Origin of the sequence: Pseudomonas sp. B20(2017), assembly GCF_002113125.1 — a bacterium.
Lineage (GTDB): Bacteria > Pseudomonadota > Gammaproteobacteria > Pseudomonadales > Pseudomonadaceae > Aquipseudomonas.
Genome location: NZ_NEJP01000001.1, coordinates 249,396 through 268,577, shown reverse-complemented (window position 1 = coordinate 268,577; position 19,182 = coordinate 249,396). Strand labels below are relative to the sequence as shown.

Genomic DNA, 19,182 nt, shown 5'->3' with positions numbered 1-19,182 from the left:
GGGTCAGTGATCCTGAGGGTGATTATCGGCTGTGGCGAGGAACTCCAGCAGCGTTTGATTGAAGCGTTCGGGCTGGTCGAGCGGGGTGGCGTGGCGCGAATCGGCGATCACCACCAGCCGCGCATCGGGCAGCAGTCTGACATAGGTTTCTTTCAGCGAAACGGGGGTGTAGTCCCGGTCGGCGCTGACGACGAGGGTTGGACAGGTGACCCGGGAAAGTCGTTCCTGGACCCCCCAGCCAACAATCGCATCGAAGCTGGCGAGATAAGCACGTTTGTCGTTTTTTGCCCAGCGCTCTGCCATCTTCTGACGCAAATCGGCCTGCTCCGGTTTGGGGAACAGCTTGGCGCCAAGGGCTTTGCCGATGGTGGCGAGGCTGAGCAGATGCATCAGGCTCCAGCGTTTGAACCACTGCCAGTAGTCGTCGCGACTGCGCACCTTGACCTCGGGCGCACTGTTGACGATGGTCAGGCTCTTGAGCATCCGGGGCTCATCGACGGCCAACTGAAAGCCGATCATCCCGCCCATCGACAGCCCGACGTAATGTACCGGGCCGAGCTTCAGGTGCTCGATCAGGGCAACGATGTCGGCGCTGAAACCGGCGATGCTGTAGCGCTCGCGGGGTTTGTCGGAGCGACCGTGACCGCGCACGTCCGGGACGATCACCCGGTAGTGCGCGGCCAGCGCGGGAATCTGCATTTCCCAGTCCAGGGTGCTGGAGCCCAGACCGTGAACCAGCAGCAACGGATCGCCGTGGCCATATTCCTCGTAGTGCAGGTTGCAACCTTCATGCTCGAAATACGCCATCGGTGAACTCCGTGTCAGGCTTGTTCGGGGGCGGCGAACGGTGCGTCCAGCGGCAGGGTGTCGAAGGTGCGCAGCAGTTCGATGAGGATTTGCGTCGCTGGGCCCAAGGGTTTGTCCTTGTTCGAATACAGATAGAAACTGGAGTTGCGGTTGCCGCCTCTGTCCAACGGTAGCAGCTTGAGCGAGCCGTCTTTCAGTTCCCGCTCGATCATGTGGCGTGGCAGCCAGGCGAATCCCAGGCCACTGCTGACGAACGTCGCAGCCGTGGCGAGACTGCCGACGGTCCAGCGCTGCTCGGCGCCGAGCCAGCCGACGTCCCGAGGTTGCTGGCGGCCGGAGTCGCGGATCACCACTTGCATCTGGGTTTCCAGGTCTTGAAAGCTCAGCTCGCGGTTGAGCCGGTGCAGCGCATGATCAGGATGGGCGACGGCGACAAATTCGACATCGCTCAATTCCGCGCCAAGGTAACCGGGAATGCTCAGCCCGGTGATGGCCAGGTCGGCCACGCCTTCGAGCAGCACTTCTTCGACGCCCGACAACACTTCCTCACGCAGCCGCACCCGGCAGCCTCGACTCTGAGGCATGAACGCGGTCAAGGCGCGGACGATACGTGCGCTCGGGTAGGCGGCGTCCACGACAAGCCGCACTTCGGCTTCCCAACCCTGCTCCATGTGATGGGCGAGGTCTTCCAGTTGGCTGGCCTGTTTCACCAGTTGTCGCGAACGGCGCAGCAACACGCCGCCGGCCTCGGTCAGCACAGCCTTGCGGCCGTCGATGCGCAACAGCGGCACGCCGAGTTGATCCTGCATGCGGGCGACGGTGTAACTCACCGATGATTGCGAGCGATGCAGGGCCTCGGCGGCCTGGGCGAATCCGCCGTGGTCGACCACGGCCTGCAACGTTCGCCATTGATCAAGGGTCACGCGGGGCGCTTTCATCAATAGCTCCTCTTGTCCTAAGCTGGCGGTCCCTCATGGAGACTGCCGAATGAAAAAATTCTGTTGTGTGTTGCTGGCGCTGCTTCCGCTGACTGCGTTCGCGTACCCGATCGATGTGGAAAAAGACCTCAACGGCCTGAAGATCGACTACAACGCGTTCGACACCGATAACGACATCGGCTCCATTCAGGTCAACAACTACGGCGACGTCGACGCGACCTGCAAGGTGGTATTCACCAACGGCCCGGAAGCGCCGCGCACGCGCAATATCGAGGTGGCGGCGGGCAAGCATAAAAACGCCACGGCCAAATTCACCCGGACCATCATCAAGCTGCGCATCAAGCTGAGCTGCACCCCCAAATAGCGGCACGGGCCTGTGGGAGCGGGCTTCCACAGGCTGAGGCTTGCATCTAAACGAATTTTTCGATGCTTTGCAGCAATTATTTGCGCTTTTTCATCGATTCGACACTGTTTAACCTTCACTCCATCGACTTACAACATTCTCGGATGGAGGCTACACAACATGTCCCGCGTTCTGATCATCGAAAGCAGCGCCCGCCAGCAAGACTCGGTTTCCCGTCAACTGACCCAGACCTTTATCAGTCAGTGGAAAGCGGCGCACCCGGCCGATCAGATCACCGTACGTGACCTCGCCGTGAACCCAGTGCCACACCTGGACATCAATCTGTTGGGCGGCTGGATGAAGCCCGCTGACCAGCGCAACGCCAATGAACAATCCTCGCTGGATCGTTCCAACGAACTGACCGATGAATTGCTGGCCGCCGACGTGCTGGTGATGGCAGCGCCGATGTACAACTTCGCCATCCCGAGCACCCTGAAAGCCTGGCTCGACCACGTGCTGCGTGCCGGCGTGACCTTCAAGTACACCGAAACCGGCCCGCAAGGTCTGCTCAGCGGCAAGCGTGCCTACGTGCTGACCGCTCGCGGCGGGATCTACGCCGGCGGCCCGGCGGATCATCAGGAACCGTACCTGCGTCAGGTAATGGGTTTCATCGGTATCCACGACGTGACCTTCATCCACGCCGAGGGCATGAACCTGGGCGGCGACTTCCAGGAGAAAGGCCTCAACCAGGCCAACGCCAAACTGTCCCAGGTCGCTTGATATGTTAATCGCCAGATAATCGCCGATTGTTCTAGTGACCTGGCGCAACCCCTTCAAGGCTCTACGCGCATCGAACCTCCCTTTGCACTTGTTGCTCCTGAGTGCTCTAGCCCGATTGAACGCTTTAGCGAGATCGGGCTTTTTTTTGCCCGGGATTTTTGCAACGCAGCACATCCCCTGTGGGAGCGGCGGTGCGACGACTCGACTTGCACGCGATGGCGGCGTGTCAGCACACAAATCTATGGCTGACACTCCCTAATCGCGGGCAAGCCCGCTCCCACAGGGTCCACCGTTGTCTGAGGGTTCGCGATCAGAAGCAAAAACCGCTATCGTCGCCGCCATTCGAAATCGAGGCGAGCATGGGCTATCTACTTTTTGTCACGCTGATCCAGGCGTTTTCCTTCAGTCTGATCGGCGAATACCTGGCCGGTCATGTCGACAGTTACTTTGCGGTGCTGGTGCGGGTGGTGCTGGCCGGGCTGGTGTTCATCCCGCTGACCCGCTGGCGTTCGGTGGAACCGGCGTTCATGCGCGGCATGCTGCTGATCGGCGCGTTGCAGTTCGGCGTGACCTACGTCTGCCTGTATCTGAGCTTCCGCGTGCTGACGGTGCCGGAAGTGCTGCTGTTCACTATCCTCACGCCGTTGCATGTGACGCTGATCGAAGATGCGCTCAACCGACGCTTCAACCCGTGGGCGCTGATCGCGGCACTGGTGGCGGTCGCAGGCGCGGCGGTGATTCGCTACGACCGGATCAACCCGGACTTCTTCATGGGCTTCCTGCTGCTGCAACTGGCCAACTTCACCTACGCCGCCGGGCAGGTGCTGTACAAACATCTGGTGGCGAAGCACCCGAGCGATCTGCCGCACTACCGGCGATTCGGCTTCTTCTACCTCGGTGCACTGGCGGTGGCGTTGCCGGCGTTCCTGCTGTTCGGCAAATCCAACTTCCTGCCCGAAGCGCCGCTGCAATGGGGCGTGCTGGTGTTTCTTGGCCTGGTATCCACCGCGCTCGGTTTGTACTGGTGGAACAAGGGCGCGTGCCTGGTCAACGGCGGCACCCTGGCGGTGATGAACAACCTGCACGTGCCGGTGGGCTTGCTGCTGAACCTGCTGATCTGGAATCAGCATGAAGAGCTCGGGCGGTTGTTCCTCGGTGGCAGCGTGATTCTGGCGGCGGTGTGGATCAGCCGGTTGGGGATTCGCCAGTCGGCGCCAGTTGCTCCACCAGAAACCCGATAAACGCCCGGGTCTTCTGCGGCACCCGCCGCGCTGAGGAATACACCGCGTTGATGGTGATCGCCGGGGCTTGCCACTCGCACAGCACCGGCACCAGACGCCCGGCCGCCAGTGCTTCTTCGACGATGAAGTCCGGCAGCAGCGCAATGCCCATCCCGGCCTCGGCCGCTTGCGCCAGCAAGTCACCATTGTTGGCATGTAGCGGCCCGGTGACGTTGACGCGCTGGGTTTCCTTGCCGTTGCACAGTTGCAGGCTGACGCCGCTCTGCAGATAGCCGTAGTTCAAGCATTGATGCGAGCGCAGATCCTGCGGCGACCGCGGCGTGCCCGCGCGTTCGAGGTAAGCGGGGGAGGCGACCATGATCCGCGGCGCTGGCGCCAGTTGTCGGGCGATCATGGTCGAGTCAGGCATGCTCGCAATGCGGATCGTCACATCAAAACCGCCGCGCACCGGATCGACCTGCTGGTCGCTGAGCACCAGTTGCAGCTCGATGTTCGGGTGCTGTTCGTGGAACAGCGGAATCAGCTTGCCCAAGCGCCGCAGACCGAACGACATCGGTGCGTTGACCCGCAACACCCCGCGCAATTCACCCACCCCGTCCCGAGCTCGCTGCTCGGCCTCGTCCAGCGCCGCAATCACTTCCCGCGCCGCTTCGAAATACTCCGCTCCGGCCTCGGTCAGGTGCAGGCTGCGGGTGGTGCGTTGCAGCAGTTGCACACCGATGGCTTCTTCCAGCGCCTGAATCTGTTTGCTGACTTTCGAGCGGGGCACGTCCATGGCTCGTGCGGCAGCTGCGAAGCCGTTTTCGCCGACCGTTACCACGAAGGCGCGCATGCATTCGATGCGATCCATGATTGTCCCTTTTTTAGAATCAATGATTCTCGATTTTAGGGAATTGTCCCTTTATCGGCTAGCCCCTAAAGTGACATCCAAGCCGAGACAACAACGCCGAACACGGCAAGCCACTCGACTCACCCATTACCCAATCGAAATTTCTGAATCGACATCAAAAGGAACGCGCCATGTCTATCCGTGAACTGCTGAACCCAACCAATTCCGCCCTGATCCTGATCGACCACCAGCCGCAAATGGCGTTCGGCGTGCAGTCGATCGACCGTCAGACCCTGAAGAACAACACCGTCGGCCTGGCCAAGGCAGCGAAGATCTTCAACGTGCCGACCATCTACACCTCGGTCGAAACCGAAAGCTTCAGCGGCTACATTTGGCCGGAACTGCTGGCAGTTCACCCGGAGCAGAAGCCGATTGAGCGCACCTCGATGAACTCCTGGGAAGACAAGGCGCTGGTTGACGCGGTAAAGGCCACCGGGCGCAAGAAACTGATCATCGCCGCGCTGTGGACCGAGGTCTGCCTGACCTTCCCGGCACTGGAAGCTCTGGCCGAAGGCTACGAGGTGTACATCGTCACCGACGCGTCCGGCGGCACCACCAAGGAAGCCCACGACATGTCGGTACAGCGGATGATTCAGGCCGGCGCCGTACCGGTGACCTGGCAGCAGGTGCTGCTCGAGTACCAGCGTGACTGGGCGCACAAAGACACGTATCAGGCGGTGATGGACCTGGTGCTGGAACACAGCGGTGCGTACGGCATGGGCGTCGATTACGCCTACACCATGGTGCACAAGGCGCCGCAACGGCAGGCCTGATAAATCGGCATTTCGAAATAGATGCAGTACCTGTGGGAGCGACGGTGCGACGATTCGACTTGCTCGCGAAGGCGGTGGTTCAGTCAGTGATGAAGTGACTGATACTCCCTCATCGCGAGCAAGCTCGCTCCCACAGGTTTTGTGGCGTTACATCAGATGTTTTTCGGCTTGTGGAATGTGGCTCGCGCCAAGGACGGCCGGCAATATCCCGGAACGCAAATCCCCACCACTCGGCTGCTGATACAGGCTCAGCCCAAACTCCGGCAGCACCGCCAGCAGGTAATCGAAAATATCCCCTTGGATCCGCTCGTAATCGGCCCACACCGTGGTGGTGGTAAAGCAATAGATTTCCAGCGGAATGCCCTGGGCCGTGGTCTGCATCTGGCGGACCATGCAGGTCATGTTCGGCTGGATCTCCGGATGGCTCTTCAGATAGGCCAGCGCGTAAGCGCGGAAGGTGCCGATGTTGGTCATGCGCCGGCGGTTGGCCGACATCGCCGCGACATTGCCCTGCGCTTCGTTCCAGGCCTTGAGCTCGGCTTTCTTGCGGCCCATGTAGGCGGTCAGCAGGTGCACCTGAGAGAGTTTTTCTTCTTCATCGTCGCGGATGAAGCGCACACCGCTGGCGTCGATGAACAGGCTGCGTTTGATCCGTCGACCGCCGGACTGCTGCATGCCGCGCCAGTTTCGGAACGACTCGGACATCAGGCGCCAGGTCGGGATCGAGACGATGGTCTTGTCGAAGTTCTGCACCTTGACCGTGTGCAGCGTGATATCCACCACGTCGCCATCGGCGCCGACTTGCGGCATTTCGATCCAGTCGCCGACCCGCAGCATGTCGTTGCTGGTCAGCTGCACGCTGGCGACGAACGACAGCAGCGTGTCCTTGTAGACCAACAGGATCACTGCCGACATCGCACCCAGACCCGACAGCAGCAACAGTGGCGAGCGGTCGATCAGGGTGGCGACGATGATGATCGCGCCGAACACGTACAGAACCATTTTCGCCAGTTGCACATAACCCTTGATCGAGCGGGTGCGGGCGTGTTCGGTGCGGGCGTAGATGTCCAGCAATGCATTGAGCAGGGCGCTGACCGACAGCAGCAGGAACAAAATGGTGAATGCCAGTGCGACGTTACCGAGGAATACTGTGGCGGTTTTGCTCAGCTCCGGCACCAGGTGCAGGCCGAACTGGATCACCAGCGACGGCGTCATCTGCGCCAGACGCTGAAACACCTTGTTATGCCGAAAGTCGTTGATCCAGTGCAGGGCGGGTTGGCGACCGAGCATGCGGCTGGCGTGCAGGATCAGGTAGCGCGCCACTCGTCCGAGGATGAGCGCGATCACCAGCAGCAGAATCAAAGCCAGGCCGGCGTGCAGGAGCGGGTGCTGTTCGAGGGTGCCCCAGAGGTCTTGGGCGTTGAGCCAGAGCTGTTTGAAATCCATGAGAGAGACGATTCTTCTGTAAGACGCGACGGGCGATTAGAGCATTTAAGACGCTGTGTATTACCGTTGGAGACAAATCGAGCAACAAAAAAGCCACGGATTACAGCGTATTTCATAAAGAAACTCGGCCTGAGCGCTCGAAACCGGTAACCTATGCAGCTGATTTTTTGCATATCTTCGAGGTAGCACCCGTGTTTTCCCAATTCGCCCTGCACGAACGCCTGCTCAAAGCCGTGGCCGAGCTGAAATTTGTCGAGCCAACGCCTGTGCAAGCCGCGGCCATTCCGCTGGCGCTTCAGGGGCGTGACCTGCGGGTGACGGCGCAAACCGGTAGCGGCAAGACCGCCGCTTTTGTCCTGCCGATCCTCAACCGCCTGATCGGCCCGGCCAAGATCCGCGTCAGCATCAAGACCCTGATCCTGCTGCCGACCCGCGAGCTGGCCCAGCAGACCCTGAAGGAAGTCGAGCGCTTTTCGCAGTTCACTTTCATCAAGTCCGGCCTGATCACCGGCGGTGAAGACTTCAAGGTCCAGGCCGCCATGCTGCGCAAGGTGCCGGACATCCTGATCGGCACCCCGGGCCGGATGATCGAGCAACTGAACGCCGGCAACCTCGACCTCAAAGAAGTCGAAGTGCTGGTGCTCGACGAAGCCGACCGCATGCTCGACATGGGGTTCGCCGAAGACGTGCAGCGTCTGGTCGACGAATGCCCGAACCGTCAGCAGACCATGTTGTTCTCCGCCACCACCGGCGGCTCCGGCCTGCGCGAGATGATCGCCAAGGTGCTGAACAACCCTGAGCACTTGCAGCTCAACGCCGTCAGCCAACTGAACGACACCACCCGTCAGCAGATCATCACCGCCGACCACAACCAGCACAAAGAACAGATTGTGAACTGGCTGCTGGCCAACGAGACCTACCAGAAGGCCATCGTCTTCACCAACACCCGGGCCATGGCCGACCGCATCTACGGTCGCCTCGTCGCCCAGGAATACAAGGCGTTCGTGCTGCACGGCGAGAAAGACCAGAAGGATCGCAAGCTGGCGATCGACCGCCTGAAGCAGGGCGGCGTGAAGATCCTGGTGGCCACCGACGTGGCGGCCCGTGGTCTGGACGTTGATGGCCTGGATCTGGTGATCAACTTCGACATGCCACGCAGCGGCGACGAATACGTACACCGCATTGGTCGTACCGGCCGTGCCGGCAACGACGGTCTGGCGATCTCGCTGATCTGCCACGGCGACTGGAACCTGATGTCGAGCATCGAGCGTTATCTGAAACAGAGCTTCGAGCGCCGCACCATCAAGGAAGTCAAAGGCACCTACGGCGGACCGAAAAAGGTCAAGGCCTCGGGCAAGGCCGTCGGCGTGAAGAAGAAAAAGACCGACGCCAAGGGCGACAAGAAAAAAACCGCTGCCAAGACCCCGACCAAGCGCAAGAGCGCCAACCGTCCAAAGCCGGACGCACTGGTGAGCAGCGACGGCATGGCCCCGCTGAAACGCCGCAAGCCGGCAGCGCCAGCGGCGGAATAAGTCGTTTCAGGCTGGCAATAAAAAAACCCGGACATAGTCCGGGTTTTTTTATTGCCAGCATTTATCAGCTGCCCAGCAGGCCAGTGGTGTCGGCATCAAAGCGCCGCTTGGCCTGATCGGCTGCCGGTTTGAGCTGTGCGAGCAGGGCGGCCTCGCTGTACAGCCCGGTCAGCGCCAGCTCTTTTGGTGTTGGCTCGATCGGGATCAGCACGTCTTCGCCCGCTGCATGCAGCCAGATCGCCACGAGGTGCAGCGCCGACACAAACAACATCCGCAGTTCAACGGTTTTACCCTTCAGCTGCGGCGATTGCTCCGCCAGTTTCAGTGCATCAACCGTGGCGCTCGCCAGGTTGCCGTGGTTCAACGAGGCGAACTCGACGTGACCGCGTACTTCGGCCAATTGCGCATCGGCAATCGACACCCCGCCGGAAAACACCAAGTAATGCCAGTCGCCGACTCGGGCGTTTTTCAGGCCTTTGCCCTGGCTCAAGTCGTCCAGACTGAGCGAGTAACCGCGATAGGCCTCGCTGAGGCTGATCCCGGCGGGCACAGCACTGGCGAACTGGCGGTTGATGCCAAAACCCTGGGTCTGCAACGCGGCCTGCAGGGCCGGACGCAAAGTCTGCACGCCGTTGGAAGGCGCCTTTGGATAAGTCAGTTGCATGATGTCGCCCTCCTAATTTTTTGCCGTGAAGTAAGTGTGGGTCCAGTTGCCGCCGCCGTTGTAGGAACCGGGGAAGGAGCTCAGTGCGCGAGTCGAATAGCCGTAGATCGAATCCGCGACCAGCACGTAATTGCCGTTGGTGCCGTAGATCGCCAGAAAGTGCGCACCGCCGCCGTACCAGGCACAGCGCAGACCGATCGGGCGGCCCATGTTGATCTGGTTCTGGATGGCCGACATTTGCAGCGAGCCCGAATTCATGCCGTTGAAACTGCGGGTGATCTTCAGCGCAACGTCCAGATAGCCGTACACGTTGCACGGCCCTGGTTGATTGCAGCAGTTGCGATCCAGCGCGGCGCTGGCAACGGCGCATTGGGTCCAGGACCCGGTGCCGTAATAATTGCCGACCGAGGCGGAAGCGGCAGCCCAGCACCAGTTGGTCTGGGTCTGTTGCTGCATCGTGAAGTTCAGGCTGGCGGCGGCCAGGGCACTTTGTTGTACAGCTGCTTCGACCTCTACCAGTTGCGGGTCGAGCAGATGGCCGATCAGACATTCGGGCAGGGTGTTGCCGGTGAATGCCGTTGTTTCAGTGGTTAACATTTTTCAATCCTCCATGAATGAAAACAAACGTTCCGCGTTTGCGGGATAACGGTATCGCCGAGCGATCGGTGGGGAAGGGTTGCCATCTCCGATGGCCGGTTCCGATCAGGCTCGGGGTAACCCTAGGTATGAATATGCATTTGTGCAAATAACAAAATGCACTAATGCAAATCTCCGGATAAAAGGAAGCAGGCTTTTGGCATCGATCCCGCCTGATCGGTGCCAAAGCCTGCCGTTGTCTGAGCGGGCGGTTATCCCTCGGTTTTCTTTTCGGCTGACCCCAGCTCTTTCAAGCGCTGATCGATCAACTGGCATTTGTCTGGCAGATCGGCGGATGCCGTGCCCAGGTCCATTTTCTGCAATTCGGCGTTGATCTCCTTGGCCTTGGTCGGATTTTGCTCGGTGAGCTTCCCGACTTCTTTGGCCAGTTGCTCGCGTTTGGCGGTGGCTTCTTCCGGGGTACAGGCCCAGGCGGGCAATGCGCAGGCGAGGGTGGCGGCGAGGGTCAGCTTGAGCAGGGTTTTCATGGGGGCAGGCCTCGGTTCCGGTTAAGGCGGGTTAACCGGTTGAGGGCTGTGGCCGGTGAAAAGTTCAGTGTGTTTGGGGCTCAGTCACCATGGCAGCAACTGGATTTTGCTGCCCCGTCGTACCGGTCATGGTGCCGTACCCACTCCATGATCTCGTCCTCGTTCCGGCCCTTGGGCGTGAGGTCGAGGTAGTTGTAGGCGCCGACCAGCATGTCCAGGCCACGAGCGTACGTTGAGTAGGTGTGGAAAATGTCGCCGTTGTCGGCACGATAAAACACACTGAGCCCGGGCATTTCTTCCTCGGCGCTGTCGGTCTTTTCGTAGTTGTAGGTAGCCTTTTCGGCTTCGACATCTTCAGCGCGGGCACACACGCCAAAGTCGTAGTTGAAATCGCAACCGTCCGACGACACCCAATCGAACTTCCATCCCATCCGCCGCTTGAAGGCCTGGAATTCGGCGAATGGTGCGTGCGACACCGCCACCAGCGCAATGTCGTGATGGGCCAGGTGCTGATTGGCGCCGTCGATATGATCGCTGAGGAACGAGCAGCCCGGACAGCCTTCTTCCCAGCCCTTGGCGAACATGAAGTGGTAAACGACGAGTTGGCTGTGCGAGCCGAACAGATCAGCCAGTTTCAATTCACCGTTCGGCCCCATAAAGCAGTAATCCTTGTCGACCTTCACCCAGGGCAGAGCGCGGCGTTTGGCGCTGAGGCGGTCGCGTTCTTTGGTAAAGGCTTTTTCATCTGCCAGATGCTGCTTGCGGGCGGCGAGCCATTCTTCGCGCGACACCACCGGATGATTCTCAACGTTCATGATGATTTCTCCTGCGGGGTTGAAACCGTCTGTCTCAGACTAGTCGTTCAACAAACCGGGAAATCGACAGACCGCTGGTCGGTCGTTGCGGTAAATGAAGCTGAACGGCTATTACCTGCTCGGGTCACAACCTAAGACAGCGCCATTAATCACGCGCACCGGAGGTTGAATCAGGATGACGACTTATAACTGGGATTTGATTGAACGCCTGTTGCATGAAGTGCAGAACGGCGCGGGCCAAAGCTTTGCACCTCGGACCTTTGCCGAAGACTACGCGGCTGACAAAGCCGCAGCAGGTGAGCCAATCGAGAATCTGGATCACCTGAAAACGCTTGCCTGTGACTACGAAAAACTGCTGCTGGATCGCGGTTACATAACCCCTCGTGAAGAAGATGGCAGTACCGGCAATAACTTCAGCCTGACGCCGCGCGGTTCGAGCCTGTTGAGCCTGATCGACAGCAGCATTCCCGGCAATGATCATCCGCGTGAAGTGCTGGATGATCAGGAAGATGCGCTGGATGAGTCGACGTTTGATGAGGTGGCCTCCAAGGCGCAGATTGCCTGAGGCATTGCACAAAAAAATGTGGGAGCGAGCCTGCTCGCGATAGCGACCTGGCATTAGAAATCAGGTTGACTGACAAACCGGTATCGCGAGCAGGCTCGCTCCCACATTGGTTTTTTCATTGCTCTCAGCTTTTTTGTGCGGCCTTCAGGCACTTCAAATCAGTGAAGTCCTTGCGCACCCCTTCGATCTTTTTCAAAAGGCGCTGGCGCTGCTGCGGCGTGCTGTCAGCCATCAGGTCGACGAACAGCGAACGGGCCTGCGCCTCGGTATTGGCGTAGGCCTTTTGGTAATCCGCTGTCCATAAACGCTCGCGATCGACCAGAAGCGTCTCGATCCGTTGTGGGAATTCAGGACTTTTGCGTTGCGCCACCGCCGCGCTGAATTGCTTCTGCCAGTGGGCGCGGTTGGCGATCCACTGGGTGTTCTGATCGCCCAAGGCCGTCGACCAAGCCATCACCCGTTGTTCCTGAGCAGCGCTCAACGGGCCGAGCCAATCATTGAGGCGCTTGTCCATGCGCGCGCCACGTTCGGCAATCTGTTGTGACAGCGGTGGCTTGAGGTACTCCTGCTGGCGTTTACGCAGATCCTTGGCAAACGCCTCATTCATTTCGGCGACCTGCTGGTCATCCAGCCCTTGCAGCAATTCAATCGCCGACGGCGTGATTTCCCGGGCGGTTTCGGCGATCGCCTGCTTGGCTTCGGTGGTGCGAGCCTGAAGTGCTGCATCGGTCACTTGATTGGTTTCGACCATGCTTTGCAGGCGATCGAGCCAGTCGAGATAACCCGGTAACTGTGTGGTGCAATGCCAACTCAAATGTTCCTGCAGGCGCTCGTTGAACCAGCCCTTCTGTTCACCGTTCATGTCAAGGTAGTCGCTGAGCGTCCACGGAATGATCACGTCAAGATTGCGATACGCCAGGCCAACGCGGCTGCAGGCACCAAGGGCAAAGAGGATGAGCAGGAGGGTGGTGATCTGTGTGAACCAGCGAGACATGGGCGAATCCTTGCGTGAGCCTGGCTTCGAGGTCTGATTCTCATGTGAACGCAGGATGGACCCGGCAGTTCAGCCAATCAATAGAACGCGCGTTCGGCCTTGAGCGTCACCAGCCCGTCGCACTGGCTGTTATGCCCGGAATAGGCCGAGCAATCGCTGCCGCTGAGGCTGGAGTTGCTGTAGATCAGGTCGAGGTCGATGCCCATCACCGGGCGCGAAAATTTCACCGACCAATCGGTAAAACTGCTGACATAACCGCCATCCACCGAGACCGGCGTATTGAGCTGATGGGTGGTGTATTTCATGCTGATTCCGATGCCGAACGGCTGATTGCCGCCGAGGTCGGCAAACAGGGTGTTGTTCTGTTTATCCGGATCGTTGCTCAGTGCGATGCCGAAACGGCTGCCGAGCAGAGTCAGGCCACCGAAGAGTTCCTGACTGTCGAGGGTGTCGACCTTGGGATAGCTGTAATGGATCATCCCGACTTCGTAGCCGAGGGTCTGATCGAAGGGATGTTTAAAGCCGACGTAGGAATCGATTTCGAGATTCTTGCCTGGCGTGATGCCCATGCTCGGAGCGTACTGGCCGACATAGAGGCCGCTGTCGTGACTCAGATCCAGCCCGCCGTGAAACGAACCGGCAGCCGACGGTTTGACCAGTCCCTGGGCCATGCTGCGGCTGGGCGTGGTGCCGAGCTTGAGGTCGAAGTCGCCGAGCTCGCGCTGGAAAATCTGCGCGTGCGCCACCGGGCTCGCCAGCAGGGCTACAAGCAATAAACGGGAAGATTTGAGCATGCGTCACTCCTTGAGCAGCGAGCGCAGTGCGATAAAGACTGCTGAAACGCTTGATCCAGACGCGTGCAAGGATACCGGCGAATGATCGGCATCGAGGGCCGTTCGTCGATTTCTGTTGTTTTGTTGAGTTTGATTAAACGCGAGAGAGGTCTTGCGAGGGATCCGGTCCAGACGCTTCGAAGCTCAAAGCGCCTTTGGACTGGTGTGCTGCGGGGTGTTACTTCTTGCCCAGGCTGATCTGCTTGGACGGGCCGAACGTCTGGCCGCTGACGCCCTTGGCAATTTGCTGGATCTCGCCGCCAGACTTGAGGAACGCTGCGATCTGATCATTGATCGATTCGCTGGTTTCAACGGCTGGAGCTGGCTTTGCTTTGCTGGTGGATGCTTTTACACGCATGGCGGCCATTAACCTGTAGAAAAGTAACTCGGCCAGGCATCGTACAGGAATAACTTGACAATTGCTTGGTAAATATCCCTCGGATAACCCAGCGTGCAGGTGGATTATTCTTGATTAATTATTCGAAATATCCCGCTAACCTGCTGTTTTAAATAACAACATTTATTCGATTTCAGAATGCCGGGCCACGTCGTAATCACACGAATCCCGTCCCACTGGTCTGACGAGTGGCGCGCGCCAGACGCGAAAATCAACAAAATCAAGGCCTCGCGCACATTTTCAGCCGGCCCGTCGATCTGACGGGCAACGAACCCGGCAAACCGGGTAGAATGCCGCCCACGCAATGAGGGTATTGGAAATGGCTTTAGTCGGGCGTTACAACAGTTTGCAAGTGGTTAAACACACTAACTTCGGTTTATATCTGGACGGCGGTGCCGACGGCGAAATTCTTTTGCCCAACCGTTATATCCCCAAAGATATTCCCAGCGAAGATGAAGACTGGCTCAATGTTTTCATTTATCTGGACAGTGACGACAAACTTATTGCCACCACTGAAAAACCAAAAGTTCAGGTCGGTGAATTTGCCAGTTTAAAAGTTGTTGAAGTCAACAGCATCGGTGTGTTCCTCGATTGGGGCTTGCCGAAGGATCTGCTGCTGCCTTACTCCGAAGAAAAACGCCAGATGACCGCCGGCGAATACTGCGTGGTGCATGCCTACCTCGACAAGCACACCCGCCGCATCACCGCGACCGCGCGCCTGGATCGTTATCTGGACAAGACCCCGGCCAACTACAGCGCGGGCCAGGAAGTCGATCTGCTGGTGGCTGAAGCCACCGACATGGGTTTCAAGGCGATCATCAACAACAAGCACTGGGGCTTGATTCACAAGAATGAAATCTTCAAGTTCATGCGTGCCGGCATGCGCGAGAAGGGTTTCATCAAGGAAGTGCGCGCCGACGGCAAGATCAGCCTGAGCCTGCAACCGGTGGGGCAGGAAGCGGCCAGCAGCCTGAACTCGAAGATCCTCGCCAGGTTGCGCGAAAGCAACGGCACCCTGGCGGTCAGCGACAAGAGTGATCCGGCGCTGATCAGCAGTCTGTTCGGTGTCAGCAAGGGCAACTTCAAGAAGGCCATCGGTGCGTTGTACAAGAACGGCCAGATTGTCATTCATGCGGATCGCATTGAACTAACCTGAGCCTTGCGTGGCCCATCTTGCATGGGCTCATTTGAGGTCGGGCGAATGAAAAAAGTACTGATTGCCTACGTTGCCACACTGGTGACGTTTCTTCTGCTCGACGGGCTCTGGCTCGGCGTCCTGATGGCGCAGACCTATCGCGACCGGCTCGGTTCGCTGATGCTTGAAAAACCGTTGCTGGTGCCGGCAGCGGTTTTTTATTGCCTGTATGTTTTCGGATGTGTGGCGTTTGTGGTGTTGCCGGCGATGAGCTGGCAGCGCGCTGCACTTATGGGCGGGTTTCTCGGGCTGGTGGCTTACGGCACTTATGACCTGACCAATTGGGCGACGCTGCGAGGCTGGCCGGCGCAGTTGTCTCTGATTGACTGGGCGTGGGGTACGTTTGCGACGGCGATCGCCTGTACGGTGGGATGGATGGTGGCCACAAGATTCGGTCAATCCGCCGGATAATGTTTGTTGCCTGAACTGAGTCATCGCGAGCAGGCTCGGTCCCACAGTGAAATGCGATCCCACGTGGGAGCGAGCCTGCTCGCGATTGACGGCGCAGCCGTCAGCCAACCACCACTGACGCTTCAGGAGATTCTAATGTCTTTTCCAGACGGCTTTTTCTGGCTGACTGGTTAATAATCCACTCACTACTTTTCGCCCCGGACACAGAGCCGGGGCTTTGTTTGACCATTGGAAAAACTGCCATGTCGTGTGTGTTCGAGGTATTACGGTGAGCGCCGATCGGCGCAGCGCCGACGGTTTTGCCCTGCAAGTGATGATCGGCCTGTGCCTGATCTGGGGCGTGCAGCAAGTGATGATCAAGTGGGCGGCGACCGACATTGCGCCGGTGATGCAGGCGGCGGGGCGGTCGGGGATTTCCGCGTTGCTGGTGGGATTGCTGATCTGCTGGAAGGGCGGCTGGGATCAGGTCGGGGCCACATGGCGCGGCGGCTTGCTGGCCGGTGCCTTGTTCGGGCTCGAGTTCCTGTTCATTTCCGAAGGCTTGCAGTTGACCACGGCGGCGCATATGTCGGTGTTCCTCTACACCGCACCGATCTTCACCGCACTGGGTGTGCATTTTCTGTTGCCCAGCGAGCGCCTGCGGCCGGTGCAATGGCTGGGGATCTTCCTCGCGTTCGTCGGCATTGCCGTCGCGTTTGCCGGCGGCGTGTCGTGGGACAACCTCGACCGCCGCATGTTGATGGGCGATGCCCTCGGCGTGCTGGCCGGTGCCAGTTGGGGCGCGACCACCGTGGTGGTGCGCGCCTCGCGCCTGTCGGAAGCGCCTGTAACCCTGACCCTGTTCTATCAACTGATCGTCGGTTTCATCGGCCTGTTGCTGATCGCACTGCTCAGCGGCCAGATCACCCACGTCAGCCTGACCGTCGTGGCGGTGGGCAGCGTGCTGTTCCAGGGGCTGGTGGTGTCGTTCTTCAGCTACCTGACCTGGTTCTGGCTGCTGCGCCGTTATCTGGCGGCCAACCTCGCGGTGTTCTCCTTCATGACGCCGTTGTTCGGCGTGACCTTCGGCGTGGTCCTGCTCGGCGAAGAGTTGAGCCTGAACTTCGTTATCGGTGCCGTGCTGGTGTTGCTCGGCATCACTTTCGTCAGCGCGGAACAGTGGGTGCGTCGGCGTTTGCGCAAGGCGCTCGGTCAGCCGTAACCGATTTGCACGCCAGACCGCCGGCAATCAGCAGGCCGCTGCCGGCAATCACCAGCGCCGGTTGCAGGCCACCGCTGAAATGGCTGCTGACCGCCGCCAACAACGGCCCGCTGAGCTGGCCGATGGCGAAGCATGCGGTGAGCAGGCCGGCGTTGCGCTGGGTGTCGTGGGGCGCCAGTTCCCGGGAGCGTTGCATCACCAGTTGCATGCAGGCCAGGAACGGCGTGCCGCACAGGATCACGCCCAGTGCCAGGCCGAGGCCGCTGCCCAGCAGGCAAGCGAACACCCCGGCAGCCTGCAGCCACAACGTCGCCATCAACCAGTGCCGGGTGGTTTGCGAATCATGCCGACGCAAGCTCACCAGCAATACGCCAATCGCTGCGCCCAGGCCGAAGCAGGGCCAGAACAGATCGGCCTGCCATGGCCCGTGAAACTGCGCGTTGGCCATCTGCGACAGGAACGTGGCGGGGATGATGTAGCCCACACCGTACAACGCATAAACAATCGCTAAACGCCCTATGCCACGATTGGACGAACCGACCGCAGTCGGTGTGGCCGGCACACCGACGCCCGGTTGCGGCAGGATCCGCACGATCCCCAGCAACATCACCAGCGCCACGGCGGCGTAGATCAGCCACAGGGTGGCGGAAGTCTGCTGCGCCAGATGTGAGAACAACGCCAGCAGCCCCGTCAGAAAAATCCCCAGTCCCGGACCGGCAAACACAAGCGCTCCCAGACGTGGACGACCCGCCGCCGCAGCCAGCGGCTGACTCAACGCAGTAATCATCACCAGCACCCAGGCGCTCGCCACTCCGGTGCCGAAGCGCAGCAGCAGGTGCGACCAGAAACCGTTGGCCCAGAACGACGCCAGCGTCAGCAATACACACAACCACAGACCGCCATGCAGGCGCCGCTGCGCCTGATCCGGCCGGCGGGAAAACATCGCATCCACCGCGCCGAGCAGATAACCGAGGTAGTTGGCCGCCGCAATCAGACCGGCGCCGGTCAGGTCGATCTGCCCTTCGCTGAGCAGGTGCGGCAGTTGCGGGGTGAGGGCGAAACGCCCGATGCCCATGGCCATCATCAGGGCAATGAAACAGGCGGATAAGCGAATCAGCGGTGACATGGTCTGAATTCCGTTGGAGGTTCAATGACCGTCAGGCTAGGACTGATTGACTTTCTTTAAAATTGAATAATAGTGAGTAACTTGTTCTGTTCAGGAGAAAGGTTGTGGAGTTCAGCCAGTTGCGGATCTTCCAGGCCGTGGCGGAGGAGGGCTCGATCACCCGCGCCGCCGAACGTTTGCACCGCGTGCCATCAAACCTGTCGACCCGGCTTAAACAGCTGGAGGAGCAACTGGGCGTCGAACTGTTCGTCCGTGAGCGTCAACGTTTGCAGCTGTCGCCTGCGGGAAAAGTCCTGCTGGACTACACCGGCAAACTGTTCGCCCTGCGTGATCAGGCCAGTGCAGCGGTGATGGGCGGGCAACCGGCGGGGGATTTCGTGCTCGGCACGCTGTACAGCACGGCGGCGATCCATTTGCCGGCGCTGCTGGCGCGGTATCACAAGCAATATCCGGCGGTGAATCTTCAGGTGCAGTCCGGGCCCAGTGGCGAGTTGCTGGAAGGGTTGCTCACCGGGCGTCTCGATGCGGCGCTGGTGGATGGCCCGCCGCAACTGGCCGGGATCGACGGGGTTCCGCTGTGCAACGAGCGGCTGGTGCTGATCAGCGAGGCCGATCACCCGCCGATACGCAGCGCCAGGGATGTCGAAGGTCGGGCGGTGTTCACCTTCCGTCATGGCTGCGCCTATCGTGCGCGGCTAGAAGCGTGGTTCGCCCACTATCAGGCAGCGATGGGCCGGGCGATGGAGATCGAGTCCTATCAGGGCATGCTCGCCTGTGTGATTGCCGGCAGCGGTGTGGCACTGATGTCGGAGTCGATGCTCGCCAGTCTGCCGGGGCGCGAAAGCGTGGCGGTGCATCCGTTGGCCGAGCCTTTTGCCAGTGCGACAACATGGCTCATGTGGCGTCGGGGCATGGTCGGCGCCAATCTCAATGCATGGATTGAACAGCAGCAGGCGCTCTATCCCGTGGCTGGCGAAGATGTGCGGGAAACAGCTTGAACGATCGGTCAGGGATTCTGATCAATCCAGTAACAGATCATTGCGGATTTGGCCGAGCATTGCGTAGGACTTCGGACTATTATCAGTGCGAAGCGGCCTCAGAATTCCGG

At 59.7% G+C, this 19,182-nt stretch carries 22 protein-coding genes; 10 read left to right on the top strand and 12 right to left on the bottom strand.

The window, feature by feature from the left end; genetic code table 11:
• Positions 1-3: 3 nt before the first annotated feature.
• Together CAF63_RS01270 and CAF63_RS01265 are read right to left on the bottom strand one after the other, a co-directional pair.
• The gene (locus CAF63_RS01270) at positions 4-807 is read right to left on the bottom strand and encodes an alpha/beta fold hydrolase (protein ID WP_085683080.1); all 804 of its coding nucleotides are present in this window, start codon (positions 805-807) and stop codon (positions 4-6) included.
• A gap of 14 nt (positions 808-821) precedes the next feature.
• Complete coding sequence (locus CAF63_RS01265) at positions 822-1,745, bottom strand: LysR family transcriptional regulator (RefSeq protein ID WP_011332960.1); 924 nt, start codon at positions 1,743-1,745, stop codon at positions 822-824.
• A gap of 49 nt (positions 1,746-1,794) precedes the next feature.
• Between CAF63_RS01265 and CAF63_RS01260 the strand changes: the two genes are divergently transcribed.
• From CAF63_RS01260 to CAF63_RS01250, 3 genes are all read left to right on the top strand, one after another.
• The gene (locus tag CAF63_RS01260) at positions 1,795-2,109 is read left to right on the top strand and encodes a hypothetical protein (protein ID WP_011332961.1); all 315 of its coding nucleotides are present in this window, start codon (positions 1,795-1,797) and stop codon (positions 2,107-2,109) included.
• Between the two features lie 159 nt (positions 2,110-2,268).
• Positions 2,269-2,868, top strand: a complete 600-nt coding sequence (locus CAF63_RS01255; protein ID WP_085683079.1) for an FMN-dependent NADH-azoreductase — start codon at positions 2,269-2,271, stop codon at positions 2,866-2,868.
• A 359-nt stretch (positions 2,869-3,227) separates the two neighbouring features.
• Positions 3,228-4,109 (top strand): carboxylate/amino acid/amine transporter, encoded by an 882-nt coding sequence (locus CAF63_RS01250; RefSeq protein WP_039772587.1) that lies wholly within the window; start codon positions 3,228-3,230, stop codon positions 4,107-4,109.
• On the opposite strand, the gene CAF63_RS01245 is transcribed toward CAF63_RS01250, so the two are convergent.
• The gene (locus tag CAF63_RS01245; RefSeq protein ID WP_085683078.1) at positions 4,054-4,959 is read right to left on the bottom strand and encodes a LysR family transcriptional regulator; all 906 of its coding nucleotides are present in this window, start codon (positions 4,957-4,959) and stop codon (positions 4,054-4,056) included. The genes CAF63_RS01250 and CAF63_RS01245 overlap by 56 nt on opposite strands.
• A gap of 170 nt (positions 4,960-5,129) precedes the next feature.
• Here CAF63_RS01245 and CAF63_RS01240 point away from each other — a divergent pair, with 170 nt between their 5' ends.
• Positions 5,130-5,771 (top strand): hydrolase, encoded by a 642-nt coding sequence (locus CAF63_RS01240; RefSeq protein ID WP_007956548.1) that lies wholly within the window; start codon positions 5,130-5,132, stop codon positions 5,769-5,771.
• A gap of 147 nt (positions 5,772-5,918) precedes the next feature.
• On the opposite strand, the gene CAF63_RS01235 is transcribed toward CAF63_RS01240, so the two are convergent.
• Positions 5,919-7,217 (bottom strand): mechanosensitive ion channel family protein, encoded by a 1,299-nt coding sequence (locus tag CAF63_RS01235; protein ID WP_085683077.1) that lies wholly within the window; start codon positions 7,215-7,217, stop codon positions 5,919-5,921.
• 191 nt (positions 7,218-7,408) lie between these two features.
• Between CAF63_RS01235 and CAF63_RS01230 the strand changes: the two genes are divergently transcribed.
• The gene (locus CAF63_RS01230) at positions 7,409-8,749 is read left to right on the top strand and encodes a DEAD/DEAH box helicase (protein ID WP_085605653.1); all 1,341 of its coding nucleotides are present in this window, start codon (positions 7,409-7,411) and stop codon (positions 8,747-8,749) included.
• A gap of 64 nt (positions 8,750-8,813) precedes the next feature.
• Here the strand turns inward: CAF63_RS01230 and CAF63_RS01225 are convergent, their stop codons facing one another.
• The 4 genes from CAF63_RS01225 to CAF63_RS01210 all read right to left on the bottom strand — a co-directional run bounded on the left by CAF63_RS01225 (position 8,814) and on the right by CAF63_RS01210 (position 11,352).
• Positions 8,814-9,413: a hypothetical protein gene (locus tag CAF63_RS01225; RefSeq protein WP_085683076.1), complete on the bottom strand. Its 600-nt coding sequence runs from the start codon at positions 9,411-9,413 to the stop codon at positions 8,814-8,816.
• A 12-nt stretch (positions 9,414-9,425) separates the two neighbouring features.
• On the bottom strand, positions 9,426-10,010 hold the full coding sequence (locus tag CAF63_RS01220) for a papain-like cysteine protease family protein (RefSeq protein ID WP_085683075.1): 585 nt from the start codon (positions 10,008-10,010) through the stop codon (positions 9,426-9,428).
• Between the two features lie 251 nt (positions 10,011-10,261).
• Complete coding sequence (locus CAF63_RS01215; RefSeq protein ID WP_085683074.1) at positions 10,262-10,537, bottom strand: hypothetical protein; 276 nt, start codon at positions 10,535-10,537, stop codon at positions 10,262-10,264.
• 80 nt (positions 10,538-10,617) lie between these two features.
• Positions 10,618-11,352 carry a thioredoxin family protein gene (locus tag CAF63_RS01210; RefSeq protein WP_085683073.1) on the bottom strand — a complete coding sequence of 245 codons (735 nt, stop codon included), beginning with the start codon at positions 11,350-11,352 and terminating at the stop codon, positions 10,618-10,620.
• 175 nt (positions 11,353-11,527) lie between these two features.
• Here CAF63_RS01210 and CAF63_RS01205 point away from each other — a divergent pair, with 175 nt between their 5' ends.
• A complete protein-coding gene (locus CAF63_RS01205) occupies positions 11,528-11,917 on the top strand; it encodes a transcriptional regulator (RefSeq protein ID WP_085683072.1) in 390 nt (129 codons plus the stop codon).
• A gap of 124 nt (positions 11,918-12,041) precedes the next feature.
• On the opposite strand, the gene CAF63_RS01200 is transcribed toward CAF63_RS01205, so the two are convergent.
• The 3 genes from CAF63_RS01200 to CAF63_RS01190 form a co-directional block, all read right to left on the bottom strand.
• Positions 12,042-12,911, bottom strand: a complete 870-nt coding sequence (locus tag CAF63_RS01200; RefSeq protein ID WP_085683071.1) for a DUF6279 family lipoprotein — start codon at positions 12,909-12,911, stop codon at positions 12,042-12,044.
• Positions 12,912-12,988: 77 nt separating this feature from the next.
• The gene (locus CAF63_RS01195) at positions 12,989-13,705 is read right to left on the bottom strand and encodes a TorF family putative porin (protein WP_085683070.1); all 717 of its coding nucleotides are present in this window, start codon (positions 13,703-13,705) and stop codon (positions 12,989-12,991) included.
• 217 nt (positions 13,706-13,922) lie between these two features.
• Positions 13,923-14,111: a hypothetical protein gene (locus CAF63_RS01190; protein ID WP_016985943.1), complete on the bottom strand. Its 189-nt coding sequence runs from the start codon at positions 14,109-14,111 to the stop codon at positions 13,923-13,925.
• 349 nt (positions 14,112-14,460) lie between these two features.
• Here CAF63_RS01190 and CAF63_RS01185 point away from each other — a divergent pair, with 349 nt between their 5' ends.
• The 3 genes from CAF63_RS01185 to CAF63_RS01175 all read left to right on the top strand — a co-directional run bounded on the left by CAF63_RS01185 (position 14,461) and on the right by CAF63_RS01175 (position 16,948).
• On the top strand, positions 14,461-15,297 hold the full coding sequence (locus tag CAF63_RS01185; protein WP_085683069.1) for a S1 RNA-binding domain-containing protein: 837 nt from the start codon (positions 14,461-14,463) through the stop codon (positions 15,295-15,297).
• Positions 15,298-15,342: 45 nt separating this feature from the next.
• On the top strand, positions 15,343-15,747 hold the full coding sequence (locus CAF63_RS01180) for a DUF2177 family protein (RefSeq protein WP_085683068.1): 405 nt from the start codon (positions 15,343-15,345) through the stop codon (positions 15,745-15,747).
• A gap of 268 nt (positions 15,748-16,015) precedes the next feature.
• Positions 16,016-16,948 (top strand): DMT family transporter, encoded by a 933-nt coding sequence (locus CAF63_RS01175; protein ID WP_085683067.1) that lies wholly within the window; start codon positions 16,016-16,018, stop codon positions 16,946-16,948.
• Here CAF63_RS01175 and CAF63_RS01170 read toward each other — a convergent pair.
• Complete coding sequence (locus CAF63_RS01170) at positions 16,893-18,074, bottom strand: MFS transporter (protein ID WP_085683066.1); 1,182 nt, start codon at positions 18,072-18,074, stop codon at positions 16,893-16,895. The genes CAF63_RS01175 and CAF63_RS01170 overlap by 56 nt on opposite strands.
• Before the next feature lie 104 nt (positions 18,075-18,178).
• Between CAF63_RS01170 and CAF63_RS01165 the strand changes: the two genes are divergently transcribed.
• Complete coding sequence (locus CAF63_RS01165) at positions 18,179-19,072, top strand: LysR family transcriptional regulator (RefSeq protein ID WP_007956575.1); 894 nt, start codon at positions 18,179-18,181, stop codon at positions 19,070-19,072.
• Positions 19,073-19,182: the final 110 nt, after the last annotated feature.